This is a genomic window from Microthrixaceae bacterium, assembly GCA_023957975.1.
Classification (GTDB): Bacteria; Actinomycetota; Acidimicrobiia; order Acidimicrobiales; family Microtrichaceae; genus JAMLGM01.
Genome location: JAMLGM010000002.1, coordinates 319973 through 338741, shown reverse-complemented (window position 1 = coordinate 338741; position 18769 = coordinate 319973). Strand labels below are relative to the sequence as shown.

The window sequence follows — 18769 nt, the reverse complement described above, 5'->3', positions numbered from 1 at the left end:
GTGTCAGGGTAGCGCCCGCGATCGCTCACCTTCGTCGAATGTGTAGTTTCGGTCCGGCGCGGGGCGTTCGACCCAGCCCCGGCGTTCGCGCCTTTCTCAAGGAAATCGACGCCGTGCCCGATCAACCTTGAGACGCCGCCACCCGGGCACGTCGCAACGCTGGGCCATATCGACGATGCATCTGCTTCGACCACGAGTCTCGATACTGATCGCCGCGCTCGCGATCGCCGTTGCCGGCCTCATCCTCGCTCCGGTCCACGCCTCGGCCGCGCCCCGAGCCGTGTTGCAATGGTCCAGCACCGACGAGGAACGATTCGTCTCCAAGATCAACGAGTTGCGCACGTCGCTGGGCCTCGTGCCGTTGAACGTCGATGCGGAACTCACCGAACGTTCGCGGATCTGGTCCGAGACGATGCGTCAGGCCGGTTCGATCTCCCACGACCCCAACCCCGGCACGGCGATGAGCGCCGATTGGAAGACGATCGGCGAAAACGTCGGTGTGGGCGGCGACGTCGACGCCCTGTTCGAAGCGTTCGTGAGGAGCCCTGCCCACTACGCCAACCTCATCAACCCCGAGTGGCGTTTCGTGGGCGTGGGGGTCGTGATGGACGGCGACCGCATGTTCACCACGCATCGATTCATGTCGCTGCGGCCCCCGCCCGCCCCGACTTCACCCGGCGCGTCGCCAGCACCAGGTCGGCGCTCACCGCAACCCGCGCCCGCTCCTGCCCCGGCTCCGGCTCCGGCTCCAGTTCCGGCGCCTGAACCGGTTCCCGCCTCCCCGCCGAACGATCCAGCCTCGGTGCCGCCGCCATCTCCGGTCGAGCCGCGCCGCCTGGAGTTGCTGCTCAGCGCCATCGGCGACGACGTGAACGGTTGAACCTCCGGCCCTCAGCGCGACAGTCCTCAGCGGCAGCCCTCAGCGCGACGGTCCTCAGGGCGCAGTCCTCAGCGCGACACCATCGACAACTGCAGCGCGGTCGCCGCCACCAGCACCGCCAGCAACACGATGATCACGATCGCCGTTCCTTTGCGCATCATCCACCTCCCAGGCGCCGAGTCGGACCGAGTGCAACCGTCGTCGAGGTCGCGGTGCCGTCGTCGGAGATCGGACGCAGCGACACCGCGTCGCCCCTCGACACGACGAGTTCCGTCGAGGCAGAACGCCCGTAGGTCACGAGGCTCAACAGTCCGTCGCTGTCGACGAGCAGCCCGATCGCTCCGTCCGCGAGGTCGGAATAAGTCGAAACGAGCGATACCGTGCGGGCTCCCCGAGTCGTTCGCACCTCGAGCAGGTCGCCGAACTCGGCTACGTCGTCGAGTTCGGCGTTGAGCTGAACGTTGCCGAACCGATCGACCCACAGCGCCTCGGCCTCGAGCACCGGCGTCCCGTCGGCGTCCTGCTCGGTCCGGCTGAGCGGCACCAACCCCGGGGTGAGCGTGGCCGGGTCGACGAGCGTGCCGAGGTCCTCGAATGCCACGCCGGCGCACAGATGCGCCGCCACCGGAGCGAAGATGTCGCGAGCGGCAAAGGTCGTCGCGTCGCTCCGGAGGTGATAGTCGACGTTGTCGAGCACGACCGCCCGCTCCGCGCCACCGATCATGCCCACCGCGGAGGCCAACAACCCGTTGTCGGGACCGACCAGGACCGCAGCGCCACCCGCCACTTCGAGCGCTATTGGCCGCCGATCCGAGCCGACCCCCGGGTCGACGAGCCCGACGATCACCCCCGGGCACAGATACTGCACGCTTCGTGCCAACACGAGGGCTCCGGCCTGGACGTCGCAGGCCTCGATCTCGTGAGTGAGATCGACCACGCCGACACCTGGTGCAAGCTGTCGAACGATCGAATGCAACACCCCGACATACCCGTCGGTGGTGCCCAGGTCGCTCAGCAGGGTCACGGTGTCGTAGCGACTGATCCCTGCGCTCAATGTGCCATCTCCCGCGAGCGTTCGAACGCGGCGTGCACCGCATCGATGAGAGCTGCCCGCACGGCGCGTTGTTCCAGAACCCGCACTCCGGCCGCCGTCGTCCCGCCGGGCGAGGTGACCGCGGCGCGAAGCTCCGAGGGCACCAGGTCGCTTTGAGCCATCAGTTGGGCCGAACCCACCAGGGTCTGAGCGGCGAGGGTCGTGGCCAGGTCGCGGGAAAGCCCTGCCGACACCCCGGCGTCGATCAACGCCTCACCGATCAGGAAGACGTACGCCGGGCCGGAACCCGACAACGCCGTGACCGCATCGAGTTGCGACTCGTCGACCCGAACGACCACCCCGACGGCGCCGAGCAGCCCCACCGCCCAGTCGACGTCTGCATCGGAAGCATGGGTTCCCCCGGCGACGGCCGAGGCGCCCTCGCCGATCAGGGCGGGGGTGTTCGGCATGGCCCGCACCACCGCAACGCCCGGGCCGGCCGCCGCCTCGAGTTGCGCGAGGGTGACCCCCGCGGCGATCGAGAGGATTCTGCCGCCTCCCGCCGCGGCCACCGCCGCCGCAACCGCCGCCGCCCCGGCGGGCTTCACGGCGATGATCGTGCCCGAGGCCGGCCCAATTTCGGTGGAGATCTGCGCACCGGGAAACAGCTCTGCGAGTGCCTCACGACGCTCGGCCACCGCCTCCACGACCCGAACGTCTCCCGGTGCCAGATCGCCGCCGCGAAGGATGCCGCCGATCAGGGCCTCGCCCATCTTTCCGCCGCCGACGATTTGCAGGATGGTCATGCGGTCAGCCTACGCGAGCCGATGCCGGAGGCTGCATGTGGGTGGCGGCGGCGTGTTGGTGGGCGCTGTAAGCGGCGCTCGGAGGTGCATATCGAGGTGGCGAACATTTGTTCTGGATTCATGGGTTTCAGCTTGCAAACCGAACTGTCGTTCGATACCATGAACACATGTTCGAGCACGACAGGGCATCCCAACACACCAACAACGGTGACAGCGACGGTGAACGCGGCGGTGACGGTTGGGGTCTGCTCGACACAGCAACCACCACCGGCAACACCCTCGCCACACAACTCGAACAACTCCTCGACCACGTCCAAACCGGCATCGACACCCTCAACACCACCCCAGGCGACACAACACCGTTCAACGGCTCAAGCGGTGGTCAACGCGAACACATCGCCCGCGAACTGTCCCTCACCGCAGCCCGCCTCAACCACCTCGCCCAACGCCTCCACGTCGCCACCGTCAAAATCGCTCAACACGAAAACGTCCACCTCCACGACCGCATCCCCACCATGAGCCACTGGCTCGCACTACACCACGGCATCGCCCGCCGCGACGCCAACCGGCTCCTACGCGCCACCACCACCATCGAACGATTCGAACAAATCGCCACCGCCTACAACAACGGCACCATCACCCTCGGCCACCTCGACGCCATCTCCAAAATCATCCCCACCCGCTACACCCACCAACAAACCCTCGACGCCATCGAAGCCATCCGCAACGTCGAACAACTCCTCATCGACACCGCCACCCACACCAGCATCAACCGATTCGAACAATTCTGCGACAACGTCCGCGACCGCCTCGACCAAGACGGCCCCAGCGACCCCAACACCGAACCATCCCACATCACCCTGTCCAAAACATTCAACGGACGCTGGCACCTCCACGGCAACCTCACCCCCGACGACGGCGCACTCCTCGCCACCATCCTCCACGACCTCATCAACCGCCAAACCCACACCACCACCAACGAAACCAACGAAACCGACAGCGACAGCTGCAGCGACAGCGGCAGCGGCAGCGGCAGCGCACCCACAGGCGCCAGCCCACCCACCGAACCGGAGCCCGCCGAGCCCGGTGAGCCCGGACCTGAACCCGGACCTGAACCCGGGCCTGAGCCGGCGGAGCCTGACCCCGCCGAGCCCGGTGAGCCCGGACCTGAACCCGGACCTGAACCCGGGCCTGAGCCGGCGGAGCCTGACCCCGCCGAGCCCGAACCGGAACCCGAGCCGGCGGAACCTGCCGAGCCTGAACGCGGGCCCACCATGGCCCAACGCAGAGCCAACGCCCTACGCGACGCCCTCATCACCGCAGCAGGCGCCACCAAACCCGGCCGCGTCGGCACCTACCTCCACATCGACCTCGACAAACTCAACCGCGTCCACGAAGGCCTCACCGCACTGTTCACCCAACGCCACGGCCAACCCGACATCTCCGGACCCACCCACACCGAAACCAACCTCGACATCACCGACGAAACCCTCTGGGCCCTTCTCGCCAACGCAGACATCACCCCCACTTTCACCCGCAACGGCACACCCCTGTCCTACGGACACACCCGCCGCCTCGCCCCCGACATCTTGCGACGCGTCCTGGCCCACCGCGACCGCGGCTGCCGCTTCCCCGGATGCGAACGCCCCACCATCGGCTCCGACCTGCACCACCTCACCCACCACAGCAACGGCGGAACCACCGACCCCAACAACCTCACCCACCTATGCCGCTACCACCACACCCGACACCACACCGGCCACGCCACCATCACCGGCAACCCCAACCAACCACTCCAAGCCACCCGACCCGACAACACCACCATCACCAACACCCCCCGCCACAAAGAGCAAGAGGCCGGGTAGCAAGAGCCCGGGTAGCAAGAGGCCGGAGGGTGCATGCATCGGTCCGCTTCCCCGACGTCCGGCGCCGCACCCTCCGGCCGTGGCGTTACGTTGCCGAACTCCCCGCGGAAAAGCAACCACTTCGTCGCACAAACTTCCACGCCTTCGCTGATCGGCCGGGAGGTCGGCCGGATTGGGAGCGGGTCAGCCCTTGAACTTCGAGCCGAAACCCAGGCGCATGGCCGGCCGAAAGCTCTGCTCGGTCTCCATGTAGGCCGTTCCCAACAGGCGGTCGAGTTCGGCGTCGCAGACATCGTCGTTGTGAATCTCGGCCGTGAGATACACCGCGTCCTCGTTGCCGATTGAGAACTTCATGCCGAACATCCGCAGATTCCGCCTCAGGAGATACTCAAACACCTCGTCGCGGCGCTCCTCGGGCGACGGCATGACGTAGCACTCGATGAACAGCGATCGCTGCCGAAGCATGAACCACACGGTGAACACGCCCTTTTGCTCCCCGAGCGCCCGGATGAACCACAGCGGCTTATCGGGTTCCGGTCGCTCGACCGCAGCGACCCAGTCCTCGTCGATCTGTCGCTGCGCCCAGGCATCGATCGAGGCCGCTATCCGTTCCAACTCTTCGGGGGAACTGGCTGGTCGATCATCATGCATCAGGCCACTCCACACGTCGCCGGGACCTTCGAACTCGACAGGTCTGCGTACACCCGTCGAAGCCGGGCCGCGGTCGTCGACCACGTGAAGCGCCGACCGCGTTCACCCGCCACGATAGACATCCGGCGAAGCCCCGCCGGATCGTCCAGCAGCTCGTCCAGCACACACGCCCACGCGGCGGGGTTCCGGTCGGCCAGGAGGCGCCCGATCTCGCGATCGTCGACCAGCGCCGACAACCCTCCGACGTCGGTCGCGACGATCGGAGTTCCGCACGCGAGCGACTCTGCCGCGACCAAACCGAAGCTCTCCGATCGGCTCGGCACCAACGTCAGATCGGCGGCCCGGTAGTAGGTCGACAACATGTGGTGCGGCTGAGGCGGAGCGAAAATCACCCGCCCGCCCAGGTCGTAGCGACGGATCATCGCATGAACCCGGTCGAGTTCCGCCGCTCCGTCGACCCCGCTCGGGCCTCCGACCACGACCAGGCGGGCCGACCGATTCGCCATCTTCGCCAAGGCCTCCACCGCCACCGTCAGTCCCTTGAGCGGCTGAATGCGACCCACGAACAACAACACCGGGTACTCGCCCAGACCGAGCGCGTACCTGGCGCCACCGCGATCACCGGGAGCAAAGAACGCCCGGTCGACCCCCGGGGGCACGATCTCGATTCGGCTCGGCTCAGCGTCATAGAGCGACAACAGCTGATCGACTTCCACCGGATTCGACGCGCACACCGCATCGGAACAGCCGATGATGCCCCGCTCCGCCTCCTCGCGCTCGGACGATTCAAGATCGCCCGTCGAGCTCTTCACCGCTGCCAGCGTGTGAAACGTCGTGACGAGCGGCAGCTCCAACTCGTGCTTCAGGCGGTGGGCGGCGACTCCACTCAACCAGTAGTTGGCGTGCAGCACCGACGCTCCGACCCGCTCGATGTCGTTTCCGACCCAGTCCGCGAACGAACCGACGACCCCGACGAGATCCTCCTTGGCGAGGTCGAAACGCCCCGCCGGGACGTGCACGACCTCAAAGCCCGGCTCGACGTCGACCCGACGAGGCAGCGAACGGTCCCAGGCGCGCACGTACACCGTGGTGGGAACCCCGCCCTGGGCCAGCGACGCCGCCAGCTCCCGCACGTACACATTCATACCCCCGCTGTCGCCCACGCCTGGTTGCGCGAGCGGCGACGTGTGCATCGAAAGCATCGCCACGGAGGTCACGCAAGCCTCCAACACGCAACGCGCCCGGTTGATTCCCGTCGCGAAATCACCGCTGACGGCCCTACGCCGACCCGGCGGCCTCGTTTTCACGCCGGAACGACTCGTAGATCCGCACGAGGGTCTTCTTCTGTTCCTCGCTGAGCTGCGGATCACGACGGATCTCGGCGGCGAGATCGGGGGTGGTGTCGGGTTCGTCAAGAATCCCGGCGCGCACGTACAACGTCTCGGAACTGATCTCGAGCGCGCGGGCGATCTGCTGAAGGATCTCCGCTGACGGACGCCGCAGACCCCGTTCGATCTGGCTGAGGTACGGGTTCGACACACCAGCGAGTTCGCTCAACTTGCGAAGCGACATCTGACCGACATTTCGCTGCTCGCGAATGAACTCACCGAGGTCATGCCAACGCTTGTCGATCTCGTCCTTCATGGCGTCAACGTTAGAAGATGGGGGCGTCGCGGCCGAACCGAGCCGAGGCGGAGTCACGGCGATGCTCAGTCGGAAAGCAGATCGTCAACCGAGACAACGCCCGAACGGTATCGACCGATGATCTCCTCTTGGACGTCGTCGATGAGCCGGTGCACCTCGCTGCGACGCACCGAAATGTTGCGCTCGAACTCGCCGATCCGCTGGGCGATGTCGTCGAGGGCGTCGATTTCGAACTCGTGCAACTTCGCGAGTTCGATCGCGTTCACCATCTCGTCGAGCGCTGCGATGATCTCATCGGCGAACGGGGCGAGATCGCCTTCACGAACCGGCCGAGGCGATCCGGCGCCCCGGGTCTGTGGCGCCAACACGTCCGGCAGACGTTCGACCAATTCCGCCGCAGCATCGGCGCGGCCCTGCACCCGCGAATGAAACTCGGCCAAGACGATGTCGAGGCGGCCCTGGGCCAAACGCCGGCCGAAGGACAACCCACCCTCAATTTCGGTCAAACGGTCGCGCAAACTGCGCAGTTCCTCGATCGGAAGCGAGGCGAACGACCCCACGTCGGTGGAGTGAACGATCTCGTCGAGTTCGGTGATCACGATGTACTGCTCCTGGGGACCGTCGGTGTCGCTCAACAGATTCTCCATCGGCAGGCCGGGCGAGAACCTGAGGTGACGCGCCGGTGAGAGGTTGCGGGTCTCATGATCGCTACGACGCTAGTGCCGCACACGCCCACACCACGGGAGCCGCGATCAACCACGAATCGAGGCGACGTAACGCCGGGGCCTTCGCCGCCGCACTCGGCAACATCCAGCTTCCCAACCATTGCCCGAGTGGACATGACAACGCCGCGAGCACGACCACGAGGGCCACCGAACCGTCGGAGGTGAACGGATCGGGGTTCATCGTCAGCGTGGAAAACAACACGACGGCCTGACCGGCCAACCCGGCCCACACTCCGGCAAAGCGTCCCCGCAGCGTGGTGCCCAGGAGGAAGTGCCCGCAGTCGTAGACACTCACCACCATGACCAACAGCACCATGGCCATCAGATCGATCCGCTCGAGCTGAACCACCGCGGCACCGCCGAACCCGAGCGGCAACCCCACCCGCAACGTCGCCGATGCCACGACCAGGTTGTTAGCGACCGCTCCACCACTTGCCACCGTCGGCTTGCCCATCGACTCACCCAAGACGACGGCGGCGATCACGGCGACGACGATCGACAGCGCCAACACCCGATTGTTGAACGTCGCGGCACACGGCAGCACGAGCGCGATCAACGCCGCAAGCGGCTGGTTCATCCGCGCCCGCGCCGAACGCCACGCCACCCCCGCCTGCAACGCCCCGAGCGCCCCCAACAGACCAAACAGCAGGGCCAACCCCCACGATCCCGCCAGCGACGCCCCGACCAACAGGCCGAACCAGACAACCCCGAACAGCATCGTCGGGCCCTTCGGCCGTTGACGCACCAGGTAGGTCCGGGCCAACCGGTCGACCAGTGTGGGCACGAAACGAGCGTAGTCCGCGGCCCTGGCCCTACCGTTGCTTCGATGACGCGACTTCTGTTGATCCGACACGGACAATCCGAATGGAACGCCGATGGCCGCTGGCAGGGCCAGGCCAACCCGCCGCTGACCACCCTCGGGCGTCGACAGGCCGCGGAGGCCAGCGCATCGCTCGGTGCGGTCGACGGGATCTTCTCCTCCACCCTGAACCGGGCCCATTCGACCGCGGAGATCATCGCCGCGGAGATCGGGATCGGTCCGGTCATCGCCTTGCCCGGGCTCATCGAACGCCATGCCGGCGAATGGCAGGGGCTCACCCGCTCTCAGATCGAGGCGCAGTTTCCCGGGTACCTCGACGAAAATCGGCGTCCGCCGAGTTGGGAGAGCGACGATTCTCTCGCCGAGCGAGCCTTTGACTCACTCGATCGAATCGTGCGTGCCCTCGCCGAGTTGGGTGCCCGCGGCGAAGAACGCTCCGGGGTCGATGTCGAAGCCATCGTCGTGACCCACGGCGGGTTGGTCTACGAGGTCGAGCGGCGTCTCGGGGCCACCTTCGAGCGGATGGGCAACCTCGACGGCCGTTACGTCAACCATGTCCGCGGCTCGTGGGTCCTCGGCGAGCGCGTCGACCTGTTGCACGGCGTCGACGTCACCATCCCCGACCAGATCTGAGTCAGTGGGCTCCTGCACGGCGAAACGTCCGTCGTCGAGGAGCCCGCGAATCGCTGCGGCCGACTCGGCACCGGTGAGCTCGCTGGCAACGATCCGCTCGACCTGTTCGAGCGTGTCGGCGGCGTCGGCAAGTTCACGCTCGAGGCGCTCGAGGAGTGCTTCGTCGATGATGGGCTGATCCTGCACGTCGCCCAGCGTAGGACACCCCCGAACCGCCCACACCTCTGGGTAGGATCCCGCGAGATGTTCGCCATGTCCGCCGTCGCCGTGTCGGCAGCGCAGTCCGCAACCGACGTCACGACGAGCGACCGATTCTCAGAGTTGGTGACGTTCTTCCTCATCGCGCTCGCGATCGTTGCGCCGTCGACCCTGATCGTGTTTCGGCGCATGAACCGCAAGGGAGCCGGGCTGCGGGGGGAGGAGACCACGGCCGACCCCGCCGACGCCGCGACCGGCACGACGGCCGACACCGCGACAGGCCCCGAGCCCGACCCGGCCGAGGTCGGGTCGGTTATCGCCCTCATCGACCTGGCGGCCGAACGGTTGGGTCCCGGCGAGTCATCGAACATCGAGGTCCCCGAGCCCCTCCTGCTCGACGGCAAGCCCGCACCGCAGGCCATCGCCGACGCGCTCCTCGCCGACGCCGTCGCCAGGCATCGCCTGAGCGCCACCTGGGCTCACCGCGACGGCGTCCGCACCGTCACCCTCACCCGTTGACCTTCAGCCGCCGACCCACCGCGTCACGCCTTCACCGCTGCGGGTCCAGCCTGGTACTGTCGTCGCGCCCCTATGGCGCAGCTGGTTAGCGCAGTGGACTTTTAATCCATTGGTCCTCGGTTCGAATCCGAGTGGGGGCACCGACACACCCGACCATGACGTCCAAGGCTCCCCTCATTCTGTTGCCCCCCTCGGAAGGCAAGTCGGCCGGCGGAACGGGCCCCGCTTTTTCCGAGGCATCGTTGTCATTCGACGAACTCGACCCCCTCCGGGTTCGAGTTGCAGCTGCGCTGAGCGACGCCATGGCCGACGACGCGAAGGCCGCCAAACTGCTCGGGGTCAAGGGCGCGGCGCTCGAAGCGGCACGCACCGCCAACCGCAACGTGATGGTCTCGCCGACGCTACGGGCCGTCGAACGGTACACCGGCGTGCTCTACGACGCCCTCGACTTCGCGACGCTGTCGGCGACGGCGAAACGCCGGGCTGCCAAGCAGGTCATCATCTTTTCGGGTCTCTGGGGCGCGGTCGCCGCAGCCGATCCGATCCCCGACTACAAACTCAAGATGGGCGCCTCGCTCCCAGGGGTCGGAAAGTTGGCAACCACCTGGCGTCAGCCGCTCACCGACGCCCTCGCCCCGGTGGTCGCGGGGCGCACCGTGTGGGACCTGCTCCCCAACGAACACGCGGCGGCCTGGGCGCCGGACCCAGCGTCGATGCGCTCGAGAATCTCGGTGAAGTTCATCGACGAGACGACCGACCGCGCCACCGGCGAGACCAAGCGTTCGGTCGTCAATCACTGGAACAAGCTCCTCAAAGGCGCCCTCGTTCGCCACGTCCTCGACACCCAGCTGTGCGATCACCGCGGGCTCGCCGACTTCGACCACCCGCTCGGTTACCGCTACGACGACTCGCTGACGGTCGAGCGCAAGGGCGTCATGCAGGTGAGCCTCATCGCGCCGCGCTGACCGCGCCGCGCTGACCGGGCTGGCGGCACCGTACGGTTACGATCGACCCCGATGAGTTCCCCCCACCAGCGAGGCATTCTCTCCAGCCTCGACGACATCGACAACGGGCCGTCCAAGCGCAAGCAGTACCCCAAGGTTCCGGCGAATCTCGGCACCGACGTCACCCATCAGGCCACCGGCATCGTCGGCGCGATCGTCGAATACAGCGACAACGTCATCACGATCCGCGACGACTACGGCAAGGACCACCGCTACCGGAACATCCCCGGCAGCTTCCTCGTCGACGGTCGGCCGATCCAACTGAGCCGACCCACCCCCTCGGCAACCGCCGAGCGGCGCATCACCGCATCGGGATCGATCGCCGATCCGCGCAACGCCCCGGCCAAGGTCGCGAAAGCCAGCCGCATCCTCGTCGAGGGAACCCACGACGCCGAACTCGTCGAAAAGGTGTGGGGCGACGATCTGCGGTCGGAGGGCATCATCGTGCAACCCATCGACGGCGTCGACGACCTCGGCGAGATCGTGGCCGCGTTCGGGCCGCGCCCCGGCCGGCGCCTCGGCGTGCTCGTCGATCACCTCGTCGACAACTCCAAGGAGTCCCGAATCGCCGCCAGCGTCGATCATCCCGACGTTTTGATCTGCGGTCACGTGTTCATCGACATCTGGGCCGCGGTCAACCCGCGCCGGATCGGCCTCGAGGCCTGGCCCGACATCGAGCGCGGTACCCCGTGGAAAGAGGGTATCTGCGCTGCCGTCGGGGTCGAAGAGCCGTGGCAGTTCTGGAAGCTGCTGTTGTCAAAGGTGGACAGCTACCGAGACCTCGACCCCAGCTTGGTGGGGGCGGTCGAACAGCTCATCGATTTCGTCGCAGAGCCCGCCGAGCACTGATCCCCGATCAGCTCGCCAACGCCGATCAGCTCGCGCAATCGCTGCTCGCGGGCCTCCTCGTCGCGCTCGAAGCGCTCCTCCCACCGGGGGTCCTCCTGTGGCAACTGGCGATAGGTCGACACCAGCCAGGCGCCGACACAGATCCCCCCGTACACCGCGATCGCAGCCGTCGCATGGAGTTCGAACGGATGCGCCGCGTGACGGGCCAGCGCGATGCCAAAGGGCCACGAAGCCAGTGCGGTCACCGCCACCTGCCGACGTGGAGAGTGGGCCCAGATGCCGAGGTGTTCGGCGACCCAGTCGACCACGAGCGGGATCGGAGCGAGCCACATCACCCACAGGTCCCACCCCTGCGCCAACGCTCCGAACACCGACGCGACAGCGAAGCCGACCGACAATGGATACAGCACGAGGCACCGGCGACACACGTGGCGTCCGGCGATGGTCACGCACTTGTGACGTTCCGATCGATGATGGTGGGCGAGCCACATCGGCGTCTCGAGCCCTACGGCGCGGTCACGTCCCATGGGCTCCCATCGGCACGACGACCGCGGGATTGAGGGCTCAGCCTCGAGCGTTCGGGCGACCGCGCAGCCGATGAGTCGGCTCGGCCATCACCCGGTCATACACCGCGGCGTAGGCGGCGACGTTCACGGCGCTCGTGTACTGCTCGAGCGCACGGGCCTGCCCGGCGGCGGCAAGGCCGTGCCGACGCTGCCCGTCGTCGATCAACGCGCCGATGGCCTCGGCCAACGCCGGTGCATCCCCCGGGGCGACGACGACGCCCACCGCGTCGGAGTCCAACACCTCGCGCACGCTGCCGACGTCGGTGGCGACCACCGCCACCCTGGCGTGCATGGCCTCGAGCAGCGACATGGGCAGGCCTTCGAGGCGCGACGGCAAAACGAACAGATCGAAATCGACCAGCTCCTGTCGGGCGTCGTCGACCCACCCGACCAGCGTGACGAGGTCGCGAATGCCAAGACGATCGATGTGCGCCTCGAGTTCGCCGCGTTGTGGTCCGTCGCCGATCACGACGACCTCGAACGGCGAAAGCGAGCCCCGGTCGAGCAGCGCCACCGCGTCGAACAGAACGTCGAGGCCCTTGACCGGATCGAACCGGGAGATCGCCACGATGCGCACGGGGCTGTCGCTCCCTGCCGGCGCACGGTGGGCCGGCGAGCGGTGTTCGACCACCGGCACCGCGTTCGGGATCACCTCCACGGCCCCCGAAGCCAACCCGACGTCGGCCTCGACCAGTGCCGCGGCCCGACGGCCTACCCCGATGTGCGCATCGAACCTCGGAGCCGAGAACCGCTTGATCCGGCGCGATAACCCCGAACGGACCCCCATCGGAGAGTTTTCGGTGGCGACGACTCGCAGGCCCGGAATCGACAGTGCCACGAGCAGGCCGTACTGACACGAGGATCCCTCGCTCAGATTCGCGTGGAAGATGTCGGGTCGCAGCGCCCGCAGCACTCGGCGCAACTTCACCATCGCCGCGACGTCGCGGCGATCGGTGATCGGCGGCACCAGCACCGTGTTCGCCGACGGTCGCACGGCTGCGATGTGGTCGACGACCGACGCGTCCGACCCGACGATGGTGACCTCGAACCGATCGTCCAACTCGGCGAGCAGCGTGCGTGCCACCGTCTCCGCCCCGCCGATCTGCGCGGCGTCGGTGTAGTAGACGACGGTGCGAACCGAGTCGGTTCCCACCTGGTCACGGCGACGTGGACTGGCACTCATGGAACACTCCGTGATCGGCGGGCGGGGCGCTCGACAGTGTGCCAGAGGAGGCGCCGATTCCGGTGCGCCACGTCCGCGAGCGCGACACTGAGACCATGGCGTTGGCCGCTGAACCCCTCGACGAACGTATCGAATCGATCCTGCGGTGGGCCAAGGCCATCGACCGACGGCGCGCCCACGACCAGTCTGCGCGAATCGGCGCACTCGCCACACTGTGGGCATTGCTCAAATTCCTCGTCCTCGCAGTCGGCGCACCGCTGTGGGTTCCGTTCGCCCTGTTCGTCGCGAACACCCACCACCGGCGAGCCAAGCGAGACATCCGCGAGTTTCCGACCGCCGTGTCGAGCATCTCGCGTGGCCGGACGCCGAGCACCGGCGCCGACGTCGTCGTGCGCCGTCCCCACAGCGAACGCATCGTCATCTTCTCCGACCTGCATCGGTGCGTCCCCGGGCGTCTCGACTGGCCCCGACGCCAGGGCACCAAGTCGCTCTATGCGGAGGTGCTGCGCCGCTACGCCGACGACGGCTGGACCTTGTGCGAGAACGGCGACGTCGAAGACTTCTGGATGGTCGGCGGGTCGACGCTTGGCGCGACCTATGACGCACTGCGGCTCCTCGGAGGGGCGCTCGGCGACGACCGCCTGAGCACCGCGCTCTATCGGCAATACCTGGCCGCGATCATCGACAACAACGACGAGATCTACTCGGTGATCGCATCGCGCTTCGCTGCGGACGGTCGATACCTGCGCACGGTCGGCAACCACGACGACCCGCTGCATCACCACGAGGTCGCCCGAGTGCTCACCGATCGGCTCGGACCGTTCCCGCTGGCCGACTTCATCACCCTCGACGACGAGCACGGCACGATGACGGCGCTCATCGCCCACGGGCACCACACCGACGGCTGGAACGCTCCCGGACGCGACCGCCTGGGCAAGTTCTCGACCTGGTTGGGCAACACGATCATCGACACCCCGGGCCTCACCCTGCCCGAGGGATTGCCGCCCGCCGGGGTTGCCGAACGCCTTCGCGCCGAGGGCCCACGCGATCGCCTCATCGAACTGCACCCGCTCATCGGTGCCACCACCGACTACGACTCGCTCGACGAGGAACTGCTGTTCGCGTCGATGCGCCGCGAACGCCTGCTCGACACATGGCTGATCCTCGGCCACACCCATGTCCCGATGCAGGGGCCCGGCTCACGTTTCGGCGGCCGTTGGGACCGCTACGTGAACGGGGGCAGCGGTATCGGCGAGCGCCTGATCACCGGTATCGAGTGGGACGGATCGCTCGACGACCCGCGCCCGGTCCTCGTCGGTTGGACTCCGGGCGGCACGGGCCAGGGCAGTCCGGAACGGTTCGAGATCGTCCCGACCCGCTAACCGCGTCCGGTGTGACCGAACCCTCCGGTGCCCCGGTCGGTGTCGTCGAGCGAAGCCACTTCCACAAACACCGGACGTTCGACCGCCTGAATCACCAACTGGGCGATGCGCTCTCCGCGCACGACGTGGAACGGTTCGGAGGGGTCGGTGTTGACCAGCACCACCTTCAACTCGCCGCGGTACCCCGAATCGATGAGGCCCGGGGTGTTCAACACGGTCACCCCGTGCTTGAGGGCCAACCCGCTGCGAGGCTGAACGAACCCCGCATACCCGTCGGGAATCGCGATGGCGACGCCGGTCGGCACCAACTCGCGGTGCCCTCCCGGGGCGATGACCACGTCGATGGTCGAACGAAGGTCGACGCCGGCATCGCCAGGCTTCGCCGCCTCAGGCACCTCGATGGACGGGTCGACACGCATCAACGGAATTTCCACGGCGACGACCCTACCCGAGCGCCGGAACGGCGATTCTTAACCGGTGCCGGTAGCCTCCAGCCCATGCTCGTGTGGATGGACCTGGAGATGACCGGACTCGACGACCGAACCGACGTCATCGTGGAGATCGCGACCCTGATCACCGACGACGACCTCAACATCGTCGCCGAAGGACCGGATCTGGTGATCCACCAGCCGCCCGAAGCGCTCGCGAACATGGACAAGGTCGTGCTCAACATGCACACCTCCAGCGGCCTGCTCGACGCCATCCGCTCGTCGGAGATCACCCTCGAACAGGCCGGCGCCGAAACCCTGGCGTTCATCAAGGAACACGCCCCTCAGCCACGCAGCGTTCCGCTGTGCGGCAACTCGATCGGCATGGACCGACGCTTCCTCAACGCCTATCTCCCACAGATCGAGAACCATCTCCACTACCGCTCGGTCGACGTGTCCACCATCAAGGAACTCGCCCGCCGGTGGTATCCCGAGGCGCTCGCGGCGGCGCCACACAAGGCGACCGCCCACCGGGCGATGGACGACATTCGAGAAAGCGTCGCCGAACTGAAGTACTGGCGAGACAACGTTTTCGCCGCGGCAACCGAGCCGAACCTATGACCGAGATCGAGCGCCAGGAGCGGCTCCCGGCATCGGAGGAGGTCACCGCTGTCGCCGAGGGTATCTACCGTCTGCAACTGCCGATCAACCTGCCCGGCCTCGGCCACGTGAACTGTTACGCCCTCGAAGACGAGCGCGGCTTCACCGTCATCGACCCCGGCTTTCCCGACCCGGCAACCGCTGCCGCACTTGAGCAACGCTTCGCACAGATCGGCGCGCCGACCAGCCGGATCCACACGGTCTTTGTCACCCACAGCCACCCCGACCACTTCGGCGGGGCCGGGCGCCTCCGCTACACCAACGAGGCCGACATCGTCGCCCACCGGCATTTCGCCACCCACTTCGACGGCGACGACGACACCGAACTCCAACTCGCCGATGCCGCACCGGGCGCGAGCTTCGAGCAGCTTCGCGGCGCGCTTGAACAGGCGGTGCTCGGCGACGGCCCCATCCCCGACCTCGGAGCGTTGCGCGCCCCGTGGGGCGGTTCGGTTCCGATGCCGAGCCGCGCCGAGATCGAGGTGGTTCGCTCCTGGGATGCCGATACCCGCTGGGGCTTCATCCACAACGAGCCCAACGTCCGGCTCGACCACGACGACGTCATTCGCTTGGGGCGTCGCGAATGGGTGGCGGTGCACACCCCCGGCCATACCGGTGATCACCTGTGCCTGGTCGATCTGGCCGAGGGCATCTTGTTCAGCGGAGATCACGTCCTGCCGACGATCACTCCCCACATCTCCGGCCTGCGTTCCCACACCGACGCCCTCGCCGAATTCTTCAACGCTCTCGATCTCGTGCGCACCCTTCCCGACATCACGCTCACCCTGCCGGCCCACGGGCACCCCTTCACCGACCTGGTCGGCAGGGTCGACGCCATCGAACGTCACCACATCGATCGCCTCGAACGCATCGAACGCATCGGCGCAACCCTCGGCATCGCCACGGTCGAGGCCTTTTCACGCGAGCTGTTCGCCGAACGCTCGTGGGGGTCGATGGCCGAATCGGAGACCTACGCCCACCTCGAACATCTCGTGAATGTCGGCCGGGCAACCCGCCACCACCGCGACGGGTTCCCGGTCTACGAAATCACCGTGTGAGACCGGACTTTTGGAATCTTCTGCGAAATTCGTTTGACGGGTTCCGCAGCGGTGTGGTGCCCTTGACACCGGTTTCGCAGCGAACTCCGCCATACTGGAACCCACATTCAGCCAACGCTGAACCCACCGCTGAACCCACCTCAGGGCCCGAAGGACGCACGGCAATGCGCACCGCAACGAACAACAGCATGACCGGCGAAGCCACGACTTCGTCGCGCGCGCATGTTCGGGTGTCGCATCTCGCCTGCCGTGCTGTGCGCCACGGTTGGCAGTCGGGCACCGCAGCCATCGCCACTCCGGCGACCCGCATTGCCACCTGCGCCGCCTATGCGACCAAGTGCAATCTGTCGGCCCTTGAGGATCACCGCATCGAGTAACGCACTCGACAGCGAAACAAGATTCTCCGAACGGGCCGCCTGGAACACTCCAGCGGCCCGTTCGGCGTTTCACGACACCTTCACCGCAGCCACCGCCCGCCCACTCCCACACCCCTACCAACACCCAGAAGGACATCCCATGTATCCCACCTCGAATCCCCATCTCACCACGCTCACCACGACCACGTCGACCACCTCGACCGCCGGTGCGGCCAAGCGCCGCCACGACGCCCAGCTACGTAGCACCTGACCTGCCAGGGGAACCTGGCGAAAGGATTCGAACCCAAATGTCCGCACTTCCGCTCACCCTCGAACCCGATACCTCCTGGCACCTCGACGCCGCGTGCGCCGCTGCCACCCCGGGTACCGCTCGACTCTTCTTCTCCGATGATCTGTCCGACATCATCGCCGCCAAAACGATCTGCTCCACCTGCCCCGTCATCTCCGAGTGCCTCGACACCGCACTTGCCCGTCAAGAGCAGTGGGGCGTCTGGGGAGGGCAGTTGATCGTCGCCGGAAAGGTCGTGATGACCAAGCGTCGGCGAGGGCGACCCCCGAAGACTCCACGCCCTGAGGACCAGATGCCTCAGATCCCGTTCCCCGAACACCTCCGCCACCTGCAGCCGGCCTGATCTCACCCGCTGCACCTCCGCCACAGTCCACGACCCCACACGCACCGGTGACGCTCGACGAGCCGGAGCAGTTGTGGCGAGGGGTCCCGTCAGACCCCGCCGGACGGTGGCGGATCGGCCAGATCGCGAACCGCCCACGGCTCCCCTCCCGGCCGTGGGCGGTGACGCGTCCGGGCCCGGCACCCGAACGCCGGGTGGCTCCGACACGATTCACAGGTCCGATTCCTCGCTACGAGAACACCCTGGGTACCGTTGATGCGTGACCGCGCCCGACGTTTCACGCCGCCCCCGCTCAACCGTGCGCCTCGTTCTGATCTCGACGATGGTGTCGATGAGCGTCGCGCTCTTGGTGACGTGGGTTTTCGTCGTGCGCCCGGCGGCCCGCGACTCGGCGACCATCTCACCAGCCGATCTCGTCACGAAGCTCGAAACCGGCGTTGCCAAGGTTGGCGAACCGGCTCCGGTGGTGGAGTTGACCACCTTCGACGGCACGACCGTTTCGAGTTCAACCTTCATCGGAAAGCCGACGGTCATCAACTTCTGGGCGTCGACCTGTGTCCCCTGTGTCACCGAGATGCCGATGATCGAATCGGTGTACAACGACCTCGGAGACGAGGTGAATTTCGTCGGAGTCGACGTGTTCGAAGCGGCATCGCTCGGCGCCGAGATGATCGAGCGAACCGGCGTCACCTATCTGCAGACACGCGACGAAACCCACGAGGTGCTCGGCAAATTCGCCGGCACCGCGATGCCCCACACCGTCGTGTTGGATGCCGAAGGCCGGGTGACCGCGATGAAAAGCGCTGCGCTTCGCGACGAGGCCGAGCTGCGAGCCATGATCGACGACGCACGATGA

Annotated in this window: 23 protein-coding genes and 1 tRNA gene; 14 read left to right on the top strand and 10 right to left on the bottom strand. The window is 66.9% G+C overall.

Annotated elements, in window-relative coordinates:
* Nucleotides 1-175: 175 nt before the first annotated feature.
* Complete coding sequence (locus tag M9952_04275; protein MCO5312138.1) at nt 176-880, top strand: CAP domain-containing protein; 705 nt, start codon at nt 176-178, stop codon at nt 878-880.
* A 157-nt stretch (nt 881-1037) separates the two neighbouring features.
* On the opposite strand, the gene M9952_04270 is transcribed toward M9952_04275, so the two are convergent.
* Nucleotides 1038-1934, bottom strand: coding sequence for an SAM-dependent chlorinase/fluorinase (locus M9952_04270; GenBank protein MCO5312137.1), 897 nt, complete (start codon nt 1932-1934; stop codon nt 1038-1040).
* Entirely contained in the window at nt 1931-2719 is a 789-nt protein-coding gene (gene proC, locus M9952_04265; protein ID MCO5312136.1) for a pyrroline-5-carboxylate reductase, read from the bottom strand. The genes M9952_04270 and proC overlap by 4 nt, the downstream gene beginning before the upstream one ends.
* Before the next feature lie 167 nt (nt 2720-2886).
* On the opposite strand from proC, the gene M9952_04260 reads away from it, so the two are divergent.
* Complete coding sequence (locus M9952_04260) at nt 2887-4584, top strand: HNH endonuclease (GenBank protein ID MCO5312135.1); 1698 nt, start codon at nt 2887-2889, stop codon at nt 4582-4584.
* A 183-nt stretch (nt 4585-4767) separates the two neighbouring features.
* Here M9952_04260 and M9952_04255 read toward each other — a convergent pair whose 3' ends face one another.
* The 5 genes from M9952_04255 to M9952_04235 all read right to left on the bottom strand — a co-directional run bounded on the left by M9952_04255 (nt 4768) and on the right by M9952_04235 (nt 8388).
* Nucleotides 4768-5235 (bottom strand): YbjN domain-containing protein, encoded by a 468-nt coding sequence (locus M9952_04255; protein ID MCO5312134.1) that lies wholly within the window; start codon nt 5233-5235, stop codon nt 4768-4770.
* A complete protein-coding gene (locus M9952_04250) occupies nt 5235-6452 on the bottom strand; it encodes a glycosyltransferase (GenBank protein ID MCO5312133.1) in 1218 nt (405 codons plus the stop codon). Before M9952_04250 ends, M9952_04255 begins: the two co-directional genes overlap by 1 nt.
* Before the next feature lie 61 nt (nt 6453-6513).
* Nucleotides 6514-6879, bottom strand: a complete 366-nt coding sequence (locus M9952_04245; GenBank protein MCO5312132.1) for a helix-turn-helix domain-containing protein — start codon at nt 6877-6879, stop codon at nt 6514-6516.
* Between the two features lie 65 nt (nt 6880-6944).
* Nucleotides 6945-7514, bottom strand: coding sequence for a hypothetical protein (locus M9952_04240; GenBank protein ID MCO5312131.1), 570 nt, complete (start codon nt 7512-7514; stop codon nt 6945-6947).
* 73 nt (nt 7515-7587) lie between these two features.
* A complete protein-coding gene (locus tag M9952_04235) occupies nt 7588-8388 on the bottom strand; it encodes a hypothetical protein (GenBank protein ID MCO5312130.1) in 801 nt (266 codons plus the stop codon).
* A gap of 42 nt (nt 8389-8430) precedes the next feature.
* Here M9952_04235 and M9952_04230 point away from each other — a divergent pair, with 42 nt between their 5' ends.
* The 5 genes from M9952_04230 (at nt 8431) to M9952_04210 (ending at nt 11627) form a co-directional block, all read left to right on the top strand.
* Nucleotides 8431-9057, top strand: a complete 627-nt coding sequence (locus M9952_04230) for a histidine phosphatase family protein (protein ID MCO5312129.1) — start codon at nt 8431-8433, stop codon at nt 9055-9057.
* A 243-nt stretch (nt 9058-9300) separates the two neighbouring features.
* Nucleotides 9301-9774, top strand: coding sequence for a hypothetical protein (locus tag M9952_04225; protein MCO5312128.1), 474 nt, complete (start codon nt 9301-9303; stop codon nt 9772-9774).
* A gap of 66 nt (nt 9775-9840) precedes the next feature.
* Nucleotides 9841-9914 (top strand) — tRNA-Lys (locus M9952_04220).
* Nucleotides 9915-9929: 15 nt separating this feature from the next.
* A complete protein-coding gene (gene yaaA / locus M9952_04215) occupies nt 9930-10739 on the top strand; it encodes a peroxide stress protein YaaA (protein ID MCO5312127.1) in 810 nt (269 codons plus the stop codon).
* A 51-nt stretch (nt 10740-10790) separates the two neighbouring features.
* Nucleotides 10791-11627 (top strand): DUF3097 domain-containing protein, encoded by an 837-nt coding sequence (locus tag M9952_04210; GenBank protein MCO5312126.1) that lies wholly within the window; start codon nt 10791-10793, stop codon nt 11625-11627.
* Here the strand turns inward: M9952_04210 and M9952_04205 are convergent.
* Both M9952_04205 and M9952_04200 read right to left on the bottom strand, forming a co-directional pair.
* Nucleotides 11549-12154, bottom strand: a complete 606-nt coding sequence (locus tag M9952_04205) for a hypothetical protein (GenBank protein ID MCO5312125.1) — start codon at nt 12152-12154, stop codon at nt 11549-11551. The two genes, M9952_04210 and M9952_04205, sit on opposite strands and share 79 nt — an antisense overlap.
* A 37-nt stretch (nt 12155-12191) precedes the next feature.
* Nucleotides 12192-13376, bottom strand: coding sequence for a glycosyltransferase (locus tag M9952_04200; GenBank protein MCO5312124.1), 1185 nt, complete (start codon nt 13374-13376; stop codon nt 12192-12194).
* A 95-nt stretch (nt 13377-13471) separates the two neighbouring features.
* On the opposite strand from M9952_04200, the gene M9952_04195 reads away from it, so the two are divergent.
* Complete coding sequence (locus M9952_04195; GenBank protein ID MCO5312123.1) at nt 13472-14758, top strand: hypothetical protein; 1287 nt, start codon at nt 13472-13474, stop codon at nt 14756-14758.
* Here M9952_04195 and dut read toward each other — a convergent pair.
* Nucleotides 14755-15192, bottom strand: a complete 438-nt coding sequence (dut, locus tag M9952_04190) for a dUTP diphosphatase (protein MCO5312122.1) — start codon at nt 15190-15192, stop codon at nt 14755-14757. The genes M9952_04195 and dut overlap by 4 nt on opposite strands.
* 63 nt (nt 15193-15255) lie before the next feature.
* On the opposite strand from dut, the gene orn reads away from it, so the two are divergent.
* The 6 genes from orn (at nt 15256) to M9952_04160 (ending at nt 18769) form a co-directional block, all read left to right on the top strand.
* Nucleotides 15256-15807: an oligoribonuclease gene (gene orn, locus M9952_04185; GenBank protein ID MCO5312121.1), complete on the top strand. Its 552-nt coding sequence runs from the start codon at nt 15256-15258 to the stop codon at nt 15805-15807.
* The gene (locus M9952_04180) at nt 15804-16904 is read left to right on the top strand and encodes an MBL fold metallo-hydrolase (GenBank protein ID MCO5312120.1); all 1101 of its coding nucleotides are present in this window, start codon (nt 15804-15806) and stop codon (nt 16902-16904) included. The genes orn and M9952_04180 overlap by 4 nt, the downstream gene beginning before the upstream one ends.
* Before the next feature lie 164 nt (nt 16905-17068).
* The gene (locus M9952_04175; GenBank protein ID MCO5312119.1) at nt 17069-17281 is read left to right on the top strand and encodes a hypothetical protein; all 213 of its coding nucleotides are present in this window, start codon (nt 17069-17071) and stop codon (nt 17279-17281) included.
* Nucleotides 17259-17531, top strand: coding sequence for a hypothetical protein (locus tag M9952_04170; protein ID MCO5312118.1), 273 nt, complete (start codon nt 17259-17261; stop codon nt 17529-17531). The genes M9952_04175 and M9952_04170 overlap by 23 nt, the downstream gene beginning before the upstream one ends.
* Before the next feature lie 37 nt (nt 17532-17568).
* On the top strand, nt 17569-17913 hold the full coding sequence (locus M9952_04165; GenBank protein MCO5312117.1) for a WhiB family transcriptional regulator: 345 nt from the start codon (nt 17569-17571) through the stop codon (nt 17911-17913).
* Nucleotides 17914-18172: 259 nt separating this feature from the next.
* On the top strand, nt 18173-18769 hold the full coding sequence (locus M9952_04160; protein ID MCO5312116.1) for a TlpA family protein disulfide reductase: 597 nt from the start codon (nt 18173-18175) through the stop codon (nt 18767-18769).